The organism is Aequorivita lipolytica, from assembly GCF_007997135.1.
Lineage (GTDB): Bacteria > Bacteroidota > Bacteroidia > Flavobacteriales > Flavobacteriaceae > Aequorivita > Aequorivita lipolytica.
Genome location: NZ_VORU01000009.1, coordinates 104270 through 118701, shown reverse-complemented (window position 1 = coordinate 118701; position 14432 = coordinate 104270). Strand labels below are relative to the sequence as shown.

Here is a 14432-nt window from a genome sequence, read left to right as displayed (position 1 = left end):
AACTTTTCAACTTGCAATCCTCCGCCACTACTCCAGACCAATATATTACCGAACTCCCCGAAGACCGGAAGGAGATAATGCAAAAACTACGTGTCGCAATAAAGAAAAACCTCCCCAAAGGTTTTGAGGAAATTATGCAATACGGAATGATAAGCTACGTGGTGCCGCACAGTATTTATCCCGATGGCTACCATTGCAAACCTAGCGATGCACTGCCTTTTATGAGCATTGCCTCCCAAAAAAACCACATAGGTTTTTACCATTCGGGCATCTATACAGATCCAGAGCTTATGGCGTGGTTTGTTGCAGAATATCCCAAACACGCCAAGGGAAAACTAGATATGGGCAAAAGTTGCATCCGCTTTAAAAACCCAAAGAATATACCGTTTGAATTGTTTGGAGAGCTAACCACAAAAGTTTCCGTTGCTGAATGGATTGCGAAATATGAAAGTATATTTAAAAGATAGAAATCAATCACTTTAATCAGCATCTAAAGCTGAAGTCTCAATCACTACATTTAAAGCCATAAAATGCAGTAATTAAAGGCGAATAATCAAAAACACAGAGCAAAGTTCACGAAAAAGTGGAACAATAGCTCAATACTGGGAAGGTCACTACTGTTTACCGTATCTTTACTTTTCTAAAAACACATCGTGCATCCCAAAAATCCCTTCAATAAAGACTATAATTTTGATACGCTTGTAGCAAAGCACCCACCATTAAAAGAATTCGTTTTTGTAAATGAATACGATAACAAGACCATAAAATTTGCCAATAACGAAGCAGTGAAAGCGCTAAATACTGCTCTACTAAAAACACATTACAACATAAACCATTGGCACATTCCCGATAATAATCTTTGTCCGCCCATTCCCGGCAGATTGGACTATCTGTTGCATATTGCAGATTTAATCCCGAAACCGGACATCCATCTGCTTGATATTGGAACAGGCGCGAATCTGATTTATCCCATACTCGCCAACCGTCATTTTAATTGGAAATGTACCGCCAGCGAAGTGAATATTGATTCGCTGAACAATGCACAGAAAATCATCAATAAAAACAATTCGCTAAAAGATATTGAGCTACGCCACCAACAATTTAAAAGTCATATTTTGGAGCACATCATCCAACCAACTGATTTTTTTGATGTAGTAGTCTGCAATCCGCCTTTCTTTAAAACCCGCACCGATGCCGAACAAAATAACAAACGAAAGTTTGAGAATCTTCAGCTAAGTGAAGCGAACCCACAGAATTTTGGTGGACTCAGCAACGAGCTTTGGTATAAAGGTGGCGAAGGGGCATTTGTACAGAAAATGGCTGAGGAAAGTCTTCAATTCAAAGACCAAGTGCATTGGTTTACGGCTATCGTTTCACAAAAAGAAAACCTGAAAAACATTAAAAGGGCCATTAATAAAACCAAACCTACACAAGTAAAAATAGTTGAAATGGAGCAAGGCAACAAGCAAAGCCGTTTCATTGCTTGGACTTTTCGTGATTAATTAACTTGGGGAAAACTACTGCTTAAAAAATCTTATCATCTATTGAACGTACAAGATTTAGACATTTTAAATTCATTTATAAAGGCACCCGACTTAAAAATCAATTCGGAAAAGTACCCTTTTGAAAACTTTACATTTTTAGATGAAAAGTTAAAGGAAAATAATTTCAGCTTCCCCAGCAATTCAGTACTCGGGATGCAAGCCGAAGCGTGTTATGAAGCGTATTTGAAACAGTCAAATAATTTTGAATTACTAGCTGCAAACCTTCAGATACACGGCGAAAAGGAAACTTTGGGAGAATTGGATTATATAGTTCGAAACCTTAAAACAGATAAAGTTGTTCATATAGAATTGGCATGTAAATTTTATTTATACGAAGAAAATACAAGTACTTCGGAAGAAGAAAAATGGATAGGCCCTAACCGAAAAGACAGTCTTTTTGATAAATTGGAAAAAGTAAAGTTGAAGCAATTCCCGTTGCTGAAAAGATCAGAAACCATTCAAAAATTAAAAGCGCTAGGAATCCCCGAACCTTCTTCACAGGAATTGTGCTTAAAAGCTTTTTTATTTCTTCCGAAGAAAATGAAAGCCGAATCTTTTCCGAAGTATATAATGGATTGCATTGTTGGAAACTACATAAAACCTGAAGATTTTGAACAAGAAAACCCAAACGCCAGCTACGCAATACCCTCAAAAAAAGAATGGATTTTACCAATGGAAACTATTGAAACTTGGCACTCTTTTTCAGAAGTAAAAAAAGAAATTAAAACACAACTCCAAAATAATAAGTCGCCATTAATCTATAAAAAAACGCCCCAGAGTTTGGATCGTTTTTTTGTAGTTTGGTGGTAATTGTATTTTAAACTGCCAACTGCTACTGCATACTGAGCACTTATTCAGTTCCGTATTTATCAAATAAGTAAACCAAGCTCGCCATTGTTGCAGCTCCAAGTTCTAGCTCACGTTTGTTGACCGCATCAAAAGTATCATTGGCGGCGTGGTGATAATCAAAATAACGTTGGCTATCAGGTCGTAACCCAGCGAGCACATCAATATTCCCCTTCAACGGGCCAATATCAGCGCCCCCGTATCCTTTTTCAAAATAGTGTATTAAATAGGGTTTAAAAAGCGGTTCCCAAGATTGTACTTTGCTGAAATTTGCCGCATCACTATCTATTGTAAATCCGCGTGGCGTAAAGCCCCCGGCATCACTCTCCAATGCAAAACGGTGGGTTTCACCCTTGCGTTTCACTTCTTCGGCATATTTATTTCCGCCGCGAAGTCCATTTTCCTCATTCATAAACAACACAACCCTTATACTGTGTTTGGGTTTATAGCCCACTTTCTTAAAAAGACGCAAAACTTCCATACTTTGCACACATCCTGCCCCGTCATCGTGGGCACCATCGCCAAGATCCCAACTGTCCAAATGTCCTCCTACAACCATATATTCATTGGGTTTTGTACTGCCCGTAATTTCACCAATTACGTTATAGGATTGTACATCGTCAAAAGTCTTGCAGTTCTGTTTAAAGTAAAAAAGAAGTTTGGGTTGTAATTTCAGCAAACTGCTTAAATATTCGGCTCCGTTAGTACTGATTGCCGCAGCAGGAATCCGCTGACTAACCGGTGTATCACCATAACTCATCGCTCCAGTATGCGGATAATCATCCATCCGCAAACTCATAGAACGAACAATAACGCCAATTGCGCCGTATTTTCCCGCTTCCGCAGCGCCAGAATAACGTTGATCTACGCAACCGCCGTACGCTTCAAAAGTTTGAATTATTTCAGGTTGCATTGGGCGATTGTAGAAAACAATTTTACCGGCAATTTTTTCTTTTCCAAGGGAAGCAAGGTCTTCAAGGCCTTGAACCTCTATTACTTCTGCTTTTATGCCAAGGCTTGGTGTAGCAACTGAACCGCCCAGCGCACAGATTTCGGTCACCGTTTTTTCACCCGTTAGTGATTCTATAAAAGCGTATTCTTTGAAACCGCGCGTCCATTTTGGAACCATTACTGGCTGTAACCAAACTTTGTCCAGCCCAAGTTCATTCAGTTCTTCTTCGGTATATTTCACGGCGCTTTCGGCTTCAAAGGAACCGGAAAGCCTCCCGCCTATTTCATTAGAAAGATAATCCAACCAATCATAAGCTTTTCCGTCGGTCAAGGCAGTGGTATAAAGCTTTTTCAGCATAATAGAATCCTGAACGGCATTCTGTGAAATGCTTACTGACGAAAAAAGTAAAGTAAAAAGAAGTGTGGGGAGCAAATAGATTTTCATTGATACTATTTTATAAGTATTAGTTCCGTACTGAACTACACGGAGGCTAAATTAATCATTTTTTAGACGTTCACGGTACTCAGAAATCTTTGCTTTTATATCGTCGTCAAGTTCCGGTTCTTTTATGTCTTTATATTTTTTGAGCTCTTGTAGCATAATTTCTGCTACTATAACCCGTGCAGTATCTTTATCGTCCGAAGGAATAATATACCAAGGCGCATGCGGCTTTGAGGTGCGGTTGATGGCATCTTCATAATATTTTCTGTATTCTTCCCACAAGGCTCTTTCATCTAAATCTCCCGGAGAAAACTTCCAGTTTTTTTCTGGCATGTCCAATCTGCGTAGTTGGCGTTCCTTTTGTTCGTCTTTGGAAAGATTCAAAAAGAACTTGAAAATAATGGTTCCATTTTGCTGAATGGTCTTTTCAAAATTATTGATCTGCTGAAAACGTGTGTCCCAAAATTCTTCATTTATATCTTCCAAACTATTTATGCCGGGCAAGTTTTCACCAAGAATGTATTCCGGATGCACTCTAGTTACCAAAACATTTTCATAATGTGTTCTATTGAAAACCCCAAACTTTCCGCGTTCGGGCAGTGCGATGTAGTGACGCCAAAGATAATCGTGCCGCTTCTCCAGCGCAGTGGGCGTTTTGAAACTATGCACCACTACTCCACGCGCATTAAAATCCTTAAAAACCTCGCGGATTAGGCTGTCCTTTCCAGCAGTATCCATCCCTTGAAGGCATACTAATACTGCATATTTGCCGTGGGCGTACAATGTATCTTGAAGTTTGCCCAGTTCTTTTCTGGTATCTTCCAAATGGTTCTCAAGTTTTTTTTCTGAAGCATTTAAATCCCAATCGTTATGTGTCCCATCTAGTTTTATGGGCCCCGTTACTTTAAAATCTTCAATTTTAACTTTTTTCATACTTTGGATACTTTGGATACTTTTGCTATTTTGGATACTGTTGTTTTTTGGAAATTAAACAGATATCTAAACTTATAAACTCTTAAACTAATAAACACTTAAACTCATTTACTTATAAACTCTTAAACACATAAACTTATAAACTCATTTATCATTTACTCGCAAAAAGCTTCACATCCTCCTCGCTGATTTCTTTTCCGCCCAGAATGATTAACCTTTCCACTACATTTCTAAGTTCACGGATATTTCCTGTCCAATCATATTCCTGCAAAAGTTTAATGGCTTTAGTTGAAAATTTCTTTTTCCCTGTGCCGTGTTCCGTTGAAATTTTTTCTGAAAAATAATCTATCAACAATGGAATATCGTCCCTTCTATCATTCAATGATGGAACTTTTATGAGTATTACCGCTAATCTGTGGTACAAATCTTCACGGAAGTTGCCTTCTTTTATTTCTTTCTTTAAATCTTTGTTCGTAGCTGTTATAACCCGAACATCCACCTTTATATCTCTATCGCTGCCTACTCGCTGCACCTTATTTTCCTGCAGCGCCCGAAGCACTTTTGCTTGCGCGGAAAGGCTCATATCGCCCACTTCATCAAGAAAAATTGTTCCTCCGTTTGCAGCTTCAAATTTACCTGCACGATCTTTAATTGCGGAAGTAAAGGCTCCTTTTACGTGACCGAAAAGTTCACTCTCTATCAATTCACTTGGTATTGCAGCACAATTTACCTCTATCATAGGGCCATTGCTGCGATCACTTTTTTGATGAAGCCAATGCGCCACTAGTTCCTTTCCGGTTCCATTTGGGCCCGTTACAAGAACTCGTGCTTCTGTTGGGGCCACCTTTTCTATCATATCCTTGATCTGGATTATGGAAGGTGAATCGCCAATCATTTCATAATTTTTGGAAACTTTCTTTTTTAGGCGGTTATTTTCGACTACCAATTCTTGTCTATCAAGAGCAATACGAACGGTGTTTAGCAAACGATTGAGATCTGGCGGTTTTGAGATATAATCGAAAGCGCCCAATTTCATTGTATTTACCGCTGTTTCAAGATCACCATGACCGGAGATCATTACCATTGGTATTTCGGGCTTTATTTTTTTCACAGCCTCCAAGACCTCAACGCCGTCCATTTTTGGCATTTTTATGTCGCAAAGCACCAAATCAAAATCTTCTTTTTTCAGAATTTCCATTCCGGCAAGGCCATCTTCGGCTTCAAAAACCTCATATCCTTGATTTTCTTCGGAAAGGATTTTCACCAAAACCCTTCTTATTGCTGCTTCGTCTTCAATAATTAGTATTCGCGCCATTAATATTTGAATTTTAATCCTGCCCTAAAATAAGGCGAATTTTCGGTATTAATTTTATAGACCTTTTTCCCGTCACCATCTTCAAGTCGAAAATCATTGTAAACGGAATGTGCCGCATAACCATAAAACAATAAATGGTCCGTAAAAAAGTGCTCATATCCCAAACCCAAAAGTCCAAGGGTCATTTGGATGCTTTCGGCGACAGTGCCATCTTCTCCTTGGTCAACAATCGGTACAAAATTTTGTTGAATATTCGCGTAAACATTGTCCAAAGTGGCAAATGCCTGTAATGCATCTTTGTGTCCATCATTTAAATAATGTCTAACATTTGTTTTTGGAACGCCTAGTGTATACGTCCAATTTTTGTGGAATTCTTTGTAATAATTCAAAAGTGGTAAAGGATACCATCTTCCCGGAGTGGTGGAATAGGTAAGGCCAGCAATGAAACGGTATGGCTTATTGCCTGAAGCCGTATCATTCTTTTTATCCAAGATTGCATAAACCGCGGCCTCAAAAATAAAATCATCACTCATCAAGCTTCCTTGAAAATCACTCTGGATCTTTACACCCGCTTTGGCACCGAAACGCCAATCTTCGTTATGCTTCCAAGTGTAACCCAAATATCCATCCATTTGCTGAACAGAGGTTACAAGGTTGTTCTGAATAGCTTCGTTGGGTGGAACCGAACCCATAAATGCTAAAAGATCTTCATTATCATTAATATTGATATCTACGTAGCGGTACTCCAAGCCAATAACAAAAAAGCTTTTCTTTTCCTTACTAACTGAAATGGGAGCCTGTACCAATGCACGATAGCGATTGATAGAGTTATCTGATTTGGAAAATGGCAGGACTAAATATTCAACTCGTGCCAAATCTGTTGTTTGTCCCGACATTCCAAAAGCAACTAGCAAAAGCAATGCGGTTATAAAAATGTTTCTTTTCATATTTTTCTTTCTTATTAATAGGTTATTGACCGAATTCATAGCAGTGCCCGGCGTGTTTTTATCTTAATACTTAAGCCATTTGAAGATTTCTTTGTAGGTTGGTTTTTTTCCGTACATTAAAATACCTACACGGTAAATTTTTGCCGCAAACCAAACCATAGCAATGAATGAAGCGAATAAAATAACAACAGAAACAATCTGTTGCCAAAGCGGAACACCAAACGGAATACGCATTAACATTACCACTGGCGATGTAAAAGGAATATAAGAGAAAACCTGTGAAACGGTTCCATGCGGATTGTCAATTACCGTAAAAAAGCCTACGTAAACAGCCAAAATTAAAGGCATCAAAATAGGCATCATAAATTGTTGGGTATCCGTCTCGCTGTCTACCGCAGCACCAACAGAAGCGTATAGCGAAGCATAAAGCAGGTAACCACCCACAAAAAACAACAAGAACATTATTATTAAATTTGCAATAGGCAAATTGTTGATTTCAATCATAACATCATTCAGAATCTGCTGGGTACCCCCATTTACACTATTTTCTAAAACTTGTTGTGAAGGCGAGCCCGCTGAGGGGTCAATCCCGAAAACAGAGGTTACAACGGTCATTAAAACCAAGATAAGCACGACCCAAACCACAAACTGAGTAATTCCCGCAAGGGTAGTCCCAAAAATTTTACCCAAAAGCAACACTCGTGGTTTTACGGATGAAATAATCACTTCAATAACGCGACTGGTTTTTTCTTCAATGACGCTGCGCATAATCATGTTTCCGTAAATGATTATAAACATAAATAGCAAATAGCCAGCTGCGCCACCAAATGCCAGTTTTAAACCAGAACCGAGTTTTGAGGTTTCTTTCCCTTTAAAAGTTTCTTGGTTCGCACTAATATTTATATGAAGTTCTTTAATGGTTTCAGAATCAATTCCAGATTCTTTCAGCTTTAATGTATTCACCTTACTTTCCAGCATATCATTGATGTCTCCCATCAAAGATAGCGAAGGTGAATCTTCAGAATAAAAGGTGATTTCTTTTGAAAGTCCCTCAAGATCTCCAGTTTTCGGAATGTAAAGTAAACCGTAAACTTCTTCAGTTTCGGCCTCTTTTTTTGCATCTTCTAGATTGGTGTCGCTAAGCATTTTGTACTGCAAATGCGGCGTACTGCTGAAATCTTCCAAAAACAAACCGCTTTCATCCAAAACCGAAATTTTGCGAACCGTATCATTATTCAAACTGGACAAATAGGCAACCAAAGCAAAGATACCCACGAAAATAAGCGGGCTTAAAAAGGTCATCACAATAAAAGATTTATTGCGGATTTTGGTTAGATATTCCCTTTTAATTATAAGCGGAAGATGATTCATTGCTGGTTAGTTTTTTTGGATGGTTTCAATAAAAATATCACTTGCCGAAGGTACTACCTCAACAAAATGCGTCAACTGTCCAAGTGAGGTTAAATAGCTTACAAAGTCATTTGGCGATACTGAATCTGGTATTTTTATTTTGTACTGCAATTCGTCATTAATACTTTTAAAAGTTGCTGGAAAAATCTCGAATCTTTCCTTTAATGAAGCCGACGTTGCCGTGTGGTTCGGGGTAATCAAACCAATTTCATAAGTGTTGTTTCTGTATTGACGTTTAATGTCTACCAATTTGCCATCCAATATTTTGTTAGACTTATGAATCAATGCAATGTGATCGCACATTTCTTCCACAGATTCCATGCGGTGTGTTGAGAAAATTACCGTTGCTCCCTCATCGCGCAAATTTAAAATTTCATCTTTAATGAGGTTGGCGTTTATAGGGTCGAAGCCGCTAAATGGTTCATCAAAAATTAACAGTTTTGGTTTGTGAAGTACAGTAACAACAAACTGGATTTTTTGCGCCATCCCCTTGGAAAGCTCCTGTATTTTTTTGTCCCACCAATCTCCTATTTCCAATCGATCAAACCAATACTTCAGTCTTTCTTTTGCCTCTTGTTTTGTAAGCCCTTTTAACTGCGCCAGGTACAATGCCTGCTCTCCAACTTTCATAGTTTTGTAAAGCCCGCGCTCTTCGGGCAAATAACCAATATATTTTATATGATGCGGCTTAAGTGGTTCGCCATCTAGAATCACTGAACCAGTATCTGGCATGGTAATTTGGTTTATAATTCTTATTAAGGTGGTTTTTCCAGCCCCATTGGGACCCAGCAGGCCAAATATGCTTCCTTTTTCTACCTCGATGGATACGTTGTTGAGCGCTTTGTAATCCCCATAGATTTTGGAAACATTGTTGACCACTAAAAGTTTGTCCATAAATTTTATTTGAAGTATGTAAATATATTAATTTGACTGCGAAGCGTTATAAACATTAAGAGTATTTTAAGTGATAGTTTTAATAGGAAATTAAAAATCGCAAAACAGAAACAGTCTAAAACAAAACCCACCCAAAAAAATGAATTCTTGGGTGGGAAAAAAAATTGCTATGAAAAAGAAAAATTGTCTCTTCTAAGACGAAGCGACATTTCAAATATATGCAAAAATATTTATTTAACGTTTATTTAAGAGAACATATCTTTAACTTTTTCAAAAAAGGACTTGTCTTCTTTTTCCGGTTTTGGCTGAAAGTGCTCGTCATCGCTCATTCTCTCAAAAAATTCCCTTTGTTCTTTTGAAAGGGATTTTGGTGTCCAAACGTTTACATGCACAAGCAAATCTCCCGTTCCGTAACCATTTATACTCGGAATTCCTTTATTGCGAAGTCTCAATATTTTTCCGCTCTGCGCACCGCTATCAATTTTGATTCGCACCTTTCCGGTCACTGTTTCTATTTCTTTTGAAGTTCCCAAGGCTGCTTCAGAAAAACTTACATATAGATCATAATGCAGATTATCGCCTTCGCGTTGCAATGTAACGTGCGGTTTTTCTTCAATTGCGACCAAAAGATCACCTGGAATTCCGTCGCCCGGCGCATCGTTTCCTTTACCAGAAACTTTCAGTTGCATTCCATCAACCACACCTGCCGGTATTTTTATTGACACCGTTTCTTCGGTAACCAGCATTCCTTCTGCATCGGCATTTGCTGGCTTGCTATCTACAATCTGCCCTGAACCACCGCAAGTACTACAAGTAGCCGAAGTTTGCATACGCCCCAAAATAGTATTTTGAATACGCGTTACCTGCCCCTGTCCATTACAAGTAGAACAAGTTTTGTAGGTTGTTCCCTGGGCAAGTTTTTTACGTTTTACTTTTATCTTTTTCTCAACGCCGTTTGCTATTTCTTCCAATGTAAGCTGTACACGAATGCGTAGGTTACTTCCTTTAACGGTTCTGCGACCGCCGCCGCCGAAACCGCCACCAAAGCCACCACTGAAACCACCACCAAAAATATCTCCAAACTGACTGAATATGTCGTCCATATTCATTCCGCCACCGCCTCCGAAACCACCGCCGCCATCAAAGGCACGATGCCCGAACTGGTCGTAGCGTGAACGTTTGTTGGGGTCGCTAAGCACTTCATAGGCTTCAGCAGATTTTTTAAACATGGCTTCAGCCTCATGATCACCAGGGTTTTTATCGGGGTGGTGCTGAATTGCCTTTTTTCGGTAAGCTTTTTTTATTTCGGCTGCTGTAGCACTTTTTGATATCTCTAATATTTCGTAATAATCTTCCTTCATATTTATTGCCCGTGTAGACGGGTAACTTTTTATTGTCCTATAACCACTTTTGGATAGCGAATTATTTTATCGCCCAATGTATACCCTTTTTCTACCACATCTAAAATTTTGCCTTTCAGTTTATCCTCTGGCGCAGGTATTTGCGTAATTGCCTCATGCGAATCTGCATCAAAAACATCACCCGGTTTTACTTCCATCAAGTTAAGCCCCTTAGCCTTTAAAGTTTCACCTAGTTTATTGTTGATAAGTCTAACTCCCTTATAAAGATTGTCGTCTTCACTTTTTTCAATTTCTTTTAAGGCGCGTTCAAAATCATCCAAAACTGGTAACAATGAATTTATAACATCCTCTCCCGCTGTCTTAAACATTTCAATACGCTCGCGGGAGGTGCGTTTTTTGAAATTTTCAAATTCGGCAAAAAGGCGCAGGTAGCGATCCTTTTCACGTTGAAATTCTTCTTGTAGCTCTGAAAGTGCATCGGTTACTTTTTCCGCAGCAATTTCCTGTTCATTTAAATCTTGATCGTCAAAACCTGTTTCCTTTTCGTGCTCGGTTTCTTTCAAATTATCGTTTTTGCCCATAGTAGCGTTTCTTTCAATTTTTCTGAAGGGAGCAAAAGTACTGCCATTTGTTAGAAAATGTCAAAATGTCACAGGCTTTTATTTAATAATTCTTTAAGAGAAATATACTCCTATAAGTTTATTTTTGCAGCTTGAAACTAAAACCAGTACATATGAAATCAACATTTTTAAAAATTACGTTAATGGCCTTTATTACGGTAGGTGCATTTTCTTGCAAAAACACTGAAAAAGATGCAGAAGCAATGAATGCAGAAGCTGCCGAAGCTACCGAAATGGCTACGGAATATTCTGTGGATCCGGCCGCATCACAAATTATGTGGGAAGGTGCTAAACCAACCGGAAAACATCATGGAACCATAAACCTTACCTCTGGAACAATTTTTCTAAACAACGGAAAAGCTGAAGCTGGAAATTTCGCATTTGATATGAACAGTATTAATGTGGAAGATTTAGAAGGTGAAGACAAAGCAAATTTGGAGGCGCATTTAAAAGGTACCGTTGAAGGAAAGGAAGGTGACTTTTTCAACGTGAAAGAATTTCCAACCGCAAAATTTGAAATGACGGGTATTGAAAACAATATGGTAAAAGGTAACTTGACCATTAAAGACAAAACCAACGTTGTTGAATTTCCTGCAACCGTTACTATGGATGGCGATAAAATGATGCTGAAGAGCGAACCTTTTGAAATTGACAGAACAAAATGGGGCGTGAATTACGGTTCAAAATCTATATTCCCAAGTTTGGGTGATAAGTTTATAAATGATGCTATTATAGTAACCATTTCATTGGTTGCTACGAAGGCATAATCCATAAATGATATTTCAAAAAAAGAGAGGCGAATCGCCTCTCTTTTTTATTTAGAGCAAATCCTGAAGTGCATTTTCTAAGTTATAGTATTTAAAATGATAGCCAAGTTGCTCAATTTTTTGTGAACTAACCAGCTGCCCTTCCAATACTAAAACCGACATTTCGCCCAAAACCATTTTTAGTACAAATGCAGGTATGTTGGGAAGCCAAAGTGGATTTTCTAACTTTGCCGCTATCAACTTTGTCATTTTTTTATTTTGAACCGGGTTTGGTGCTACAGCATTGTATTTTCCCTCCAACTGATTTTTGAGCAGAAAAAGATAGATGCCAGCAATATCTTCCAGGTGAATCCACGATTGCCATTGCTCACCGCTTCCCAGAGGAGCACCCACACCGAGTTTAATTGGTTTAGCCAATTTTGGCAAGGCACCGTCATCTTTAGCTAAAACAACGCCTGTGCGCACTTTGCTCACCTCCATTCCCAAATCTTTAAACCTAGCAGCGGCGGCTTCCCAAGCCACTACTACTTCGGCTAAAAAAGTATCGTCAACCTCATTGTTTTCTTCAGTATATAGTTTTGTTTTGGAATTGGGGTAAATGCTTACACCACTTGCAGAGATAAAATGAACAATAGTATGGTCTATTTTGGTAAGTGTTTCGTGAAGCAAATCCATTGTTTCAGTCCGACTGTTTAAAATGACCTTTTTATATTTATCTGTCCATCGTTTTGAAATAGTGGCTCCAACCAAATTAATTATTGCCGTTGTCCCCTCGAATGCTTTTAAATCAATTTCGCCTTTTTTGGGGTTCCAATAGAAACCTTTGTAATTTTGGGAGTTTTCAATTTTTTCTTTACTGGTAGTGAAGTAATTAACAGCAATTCCTTCGCGGTGACACTGCTTTACCAACTCTGTCCCAATAAGCCCCGTAGCCCCTGTTATTAATACTTTCTTAATCATACTTTTAAATTTAGAAATTCAAAGAGAAATGGCAAAGGGCGTTAACGGAAGATTGTGAAATTTGCGATTTTATAAATCGGGATTCGATAATTCGGAATTCGGGATTGTTAATTGGGCACTTATAAAGGAATTGCTACAGATTTGTATATTTTGAATTTGTCATTCAAAATTTTCGTGTTCCTCAACATTTCACTCTGCTGAATGTTTGCGATCACTTCGTGCCCCTCAACATTTCTCTTTTTCCCGGAGGTCCAGGTAGGCGTGCCACCTTAAAGCCTACAGACTGCAAGGCACGACGGGCATTACCGTTAGCGGCATAAGTTACCAATACTCCATTTGGTTTCAGTGCGGTATGCATTTTACGAAAAATTTCTTCGGTCCAAAGTTCCGGTTGCACGCGGATTCCAAAAGCATCAAAATAGATGAGATTGAAACAATTTTCAGAATTTATTTCAGAAAAGAATTTTTGCTGCTTTGTAAGTTGGAAGTTTTTTGAAATAGTGCTTTTCTCTTCCCAGGGAACATTATGCAATTGCAGAAATTTTTCTTCGGAAGCGTTTAATAGCATAGTATAATTCAGCATATTTATTTCATCCATTTCCAAAGGATACGCTTCTACACCTGTATAGTCAACGTTAAATGATTTTTTTTCCGTTTCCAGAAAAGTAAGGAAGGCGTTCAGTCCTGTTCCAAAACCGATTTCGAGAATAGAAACCTCCGAAGCTTTGTTTTCAGCAATCCAATGATAAAGCCCCTCCTTTATAAAAACATGAAGGGCTTCTGCTATTGCACCGTGCTTTGAGTGATATTGTTCATCCCACTCCGGAATATGTAGCGAGTAAGAGCCGTCATCCGTTTTAAATAAAGTTCTTTTCAAAAATTATTGTTTTGCTTCTTCAGGAATAAGTACACCGTTGGCTTCAAAAGCAAGTGTGCGTTTTGGTTCGGTAATAGCCGCAATTTCCTCTGGAGTGGCACCTCCGTCTTCTGCATAATGACGTTGGTCTTCAACGCTCATTTCTTCAACATAGGCTTTCCCTTCAGCAATAATGTCTTTGCCAGAAATGTCTTTTGGCATAAAGAAACCATAGTCTTTAAAACGCACCATAGCTTCATTTTCACCCATATCTACTTTCATCCAGCAGCCTTTCTTTTGGCATACCTCTTTCACTTGGGTGGTGAATTTCACATTAATGGTATCGCCAATTTTTAGATCATTGTATTTTTCGATAATTTCTGCTTTCGGTAAAACATCTTGATCTGTTATTTCATCTCCGAAAGTTTGATAGTTCATCGCTATTTCTTCTGTTTCAACTACAGGTGTGTCTTCGGTTTTTTCGTTCTTACAGCTAACTAAGGCTGCCATCAGTGAAAATACAATTAGAATTTTTTTCATTTTGAAGGTTTTAATAAATTATTGATTGGTAACGTATTGCAATTTT

15 protein-coding genes are annotated in these 14432 nt (G+C 38.5%); 4 read left to right on the top strand and 11 right to left on the bottom strand.

The genetic code is table 11. The features are described from left to right. Window positions 1–11: 11 nt before the first annotated feature. From ESV24_RS11260 to ESV24_RS11250, 3 genes are all read left to right on the top strand, one after another. The gene (locus ESV24_RS11260; protein ID WP_111816451.1) at window positions 12–467 is read left to right on the top strand and encodes a DUF1801 domain-containing protein; all 456 of its coding nucleotides are present in this window, start codon (window positions 12–14) and stop codon (window positions 465–467) included. A 186-nt stretch (window positions 468–653) separates the two neighbouring features. Continuing rightward, the gene (gene rlmF, locus ESV24_RS11255) at window positions 654–1502 is read left to right on the top strand and encodes a 23S rRNA (adenine(1618)-N(6))-methyltransferase RlmF (protein ID WP_111816452.1); all 849 of its coding nucleotides are present in this window, start codon (window positions 654–656) and stop codon (window positions 1500–1502) included. Window positions 1503–1544: 42 nt separating this feature from the next. Continuing rightward, complete coding sequence (locus ESV24_RS11250) at window positions 1545–2354, top strand: DUF1853 family protein (RefSeq protein ID WP_111816453.1); 810 nt, start codon at window positions 1545–1547, stop codon at window positions 2352–2354. A 40-nt stretch (window positions 2355–2394) separates the two neighbouring features. Here the strand turns inward: ESV24_RS11250 and ESV24_RS11245 are convergent, their stop codons facing one another. From ESV24_RS11245 to ESV24_RS11210, 8 genes are all read right to left on the bottom strand, one after another. Beyond that, complete coding sequence (locus ESV24_RS11245) at window positions 2395–3786, bottom strand: M20/M25/M40 family metallo-hydrolase (protein WP_111816454.1); 1392 nt, start codon at window positions 3784–3786, stop codon at window positions 2395–2397. Between the two features lie 51 nt (window positions 3787–3837). After that, window positions 3838–4716 carry a PPK2 family polyphosphate kinase gene (locus tag ESV24_RS11240; protein WP_111816455.1) on the bottom strand — a complete coding sequence of 293 codons (879 nt, stop codon included), beginning with the start codon at window positions 4714–4716 and terminating at the stop codon, window positions 3838–3840. Window positions 4717–4867: 151 nt separating this feature from the next. Further along, window positions 4868–6031, bottom strand: coding sequence for a sigma-54-dependent transcriptional regulator (locus ESV24_RS11235; protein ID WP_111816456.1), 1164 nt, complete (start codon window positions 6029–6031; stop codon window positions 4868–4870). Beyond that, window positions 6031–6978 carry a hypothetical protein gene (locus ESV24_RS11230; RefSeq protein ID WP_111816563.1) on the bottom strand — a complete coding sequence of 316 codons (948 nt, stop codon included), beginning with the start codon at window positions 6976–6978 and terminating at the stop codon, window positions 6031–6033. Before ESV24_RS11230 ends, ESV24_RS11235 begins: the two co-directional genes overlap by 1 nt. Before the next feature lie 63 nt (window positions 6979–7041). Continuing rightward, entirely contained in the window at window positions 7042–8349 is a 1308-nt protein-coding gene (locus ESV24_RS11225) for an ABC transporter permease (RefSeq protein WP_111816457.1), read from the bottom strand. A 6-nt stretch (window positions 8350–8355) separates the two neighbouring features. Continuing rightward, entirely contained in the window at window positions 8356–9282 is a 927-nt protein-coding gene (locus ESV24_RS11220) for an ABC transporter ATP-binding protein (RefSeq protein WP_111816458.1), read from the bottom strand. 245 nt (window positions 9283–9527) lie between these two features. Then, complete coding sequence (gene dnaJ, locus ESV24_RS11215; protein ID WP_111816459.1) at window positions 9528–10643, bottom strand: molecular chaperone DnaJ; 1116 nt, start codon at window positions 10641–10643, stop codon at window positions 9528–9530. 29 nt (window positions 10644–10672) lie between these two features. Next, window positions 10673–11224 carry a nucleotide exchange factor GrpE gene (locus tag ESV24_RS11210; RefSeq protein WP_111816460.1) on the bottom strand — a complete coding sequence of 184 codons (552 nt, stop codon included), beginning with the start codon at window positions 11222–11224 and terminating at the stop codon, window positions 10673–10675. 152 nt (window positions 11225–11376) lie between these two features. On the opposite strand from ESV24_RS11210, the gene ESV24_RS11205 reads away from it, so the two are divergent. Next, window positions 11377–12030: a YceI family protein gene (locus tag ESV24_RS11205; protein WP_235004041.1), complete on the top strand. Its 654-nt coding sequence runs from the start codon at window positions 11377–11379 to the stop codon at window positions 12028–12030. A 51-nt stretch (window positions 12031–12081) separates the two neighbouring features. Here the strand turns inward: ESV24_RS11205 and ESV24_RS11200 are convergent, their stop codons facing one another. The 3 genes from ESV24_RS11200 to ESV24_RS11190 form a co-directional block, all read right to left on the bottom strand. Beyond that, the gene (locus ESV24_RS11200) at window positions 12082–12990 is read right to left on the bottom strand and encodes a TIGR01777 family oxidoreductase (RefSeq protein ID WP_111816461.1); all 909 of its coding nucleotides are present in this window, start codon (window positions 12988–12990) and stop codon (window positions 12082–12084) included. Between the two features lie 211 nt (window positions 12991–13201). Continuing rightward, window positions 13202–13867 carry a tRNA (5-methylaminomethyl-2-thiouridine)(34)-methyltransferase MnmC2 gene (gene mnmC2 / locus ESV24_RS11195; protein ID WP_111816462.1) on the bottom strand — a complete coding sequence of 222 codons (666 nt, stop codon included), beginning with the start codon at window positions 13865–13867 and terminating at the stop codon, window positions 13202–13204. Between the two features lie 3 nt (window positions 13868–13870). Next, window positions 13871–14386 (bottom strand): DUF4920 domain-containing protein, encoded by a 516-nt coding sequence (locus ESV24_RS11190; RefSeq protein ID WP_111816463.1) that lies wholly within the window; start codon window positions 14384–14386, stop codon window positions 13871–13873. Window positions 14387–14432 lie beyond the last annotated feature (46 nt).

Coding starts and splice junctions, on each gene's coding strand:
- ESV24_RS11245 (WP_111816454.1), bottom strand. CDS start 3,786: ATGAAAATCTATTTGCTCCCCACACTTCTTTTTACTTTACTTTTTTCG.
- ESV24_RS11240 (WP_111816455.1), bottom strand. CDS start 4,716: ATGAAAAAAGTTAAAATTGAAGATTTTAAAGTAACGGGGCCCATAAAA.
- ESV24_RS11235 (WP_111816456.1), bottom strand. CDS start 6,031: ATGGCGCGAATACTAATTATTGAAGACGAAGCAGCAATAAGAAGGGTT.
- ESV24_RS11230 (WP_111816563.1), bottom strand. CDS start 6,978: ATGAAAAGAAACATTTTTATAACCGCATTGCTTTTGCTAGTTGCTTTT.
- ESV24_RS11225 (WP_111816457.1), bottom strand. CDS start 8,349: ATGAATCATCTTCCGCTTATAATTAAAAGGGAATATCTAACCAAAATC.
- ESV24_RS11220 (WP_111816458.1), bottom strand. CDS start 9,282: ATGGACAAACTTTTAGTGGTCAACAATGTTTCCAAAATCTATGGGGAT.
- dnaJ (WP_111816459.1), bottom strand. CDS start 10,643: ATGAAGGAAGATTATTACGAAATATTAGAGATATCAAAAAGTGCTACA.
- ESV24_RS11210 (WP_111816460.1), bottom strand. CDS start 11,224: ATGGGCAAAAACGATAATTTGAAAGAAACCGAGCACGAAAAGGAAACA.
- ESV24_RS11205 (WP_235004041.1), top strand. CDS start 11,377: ATGAAATCAACATTTTTAAAAATTACGTTAATGGCCTTTATTACGGTA.
- ESV24_RS11200 (WP_111816461.1), bottom strand. CDS start 12,990: ATGATTAAGAAAGTATTAATAACAGGGGCTACGGGGCTTATTGGGACA.
- ESV24_RS11190 (WP_111816463.1), bottom strand. CDS start 14,386: ATGAAAAAAATTCTAATTGTATTTTCACTGATGGCAGCCTTAGTTAGC.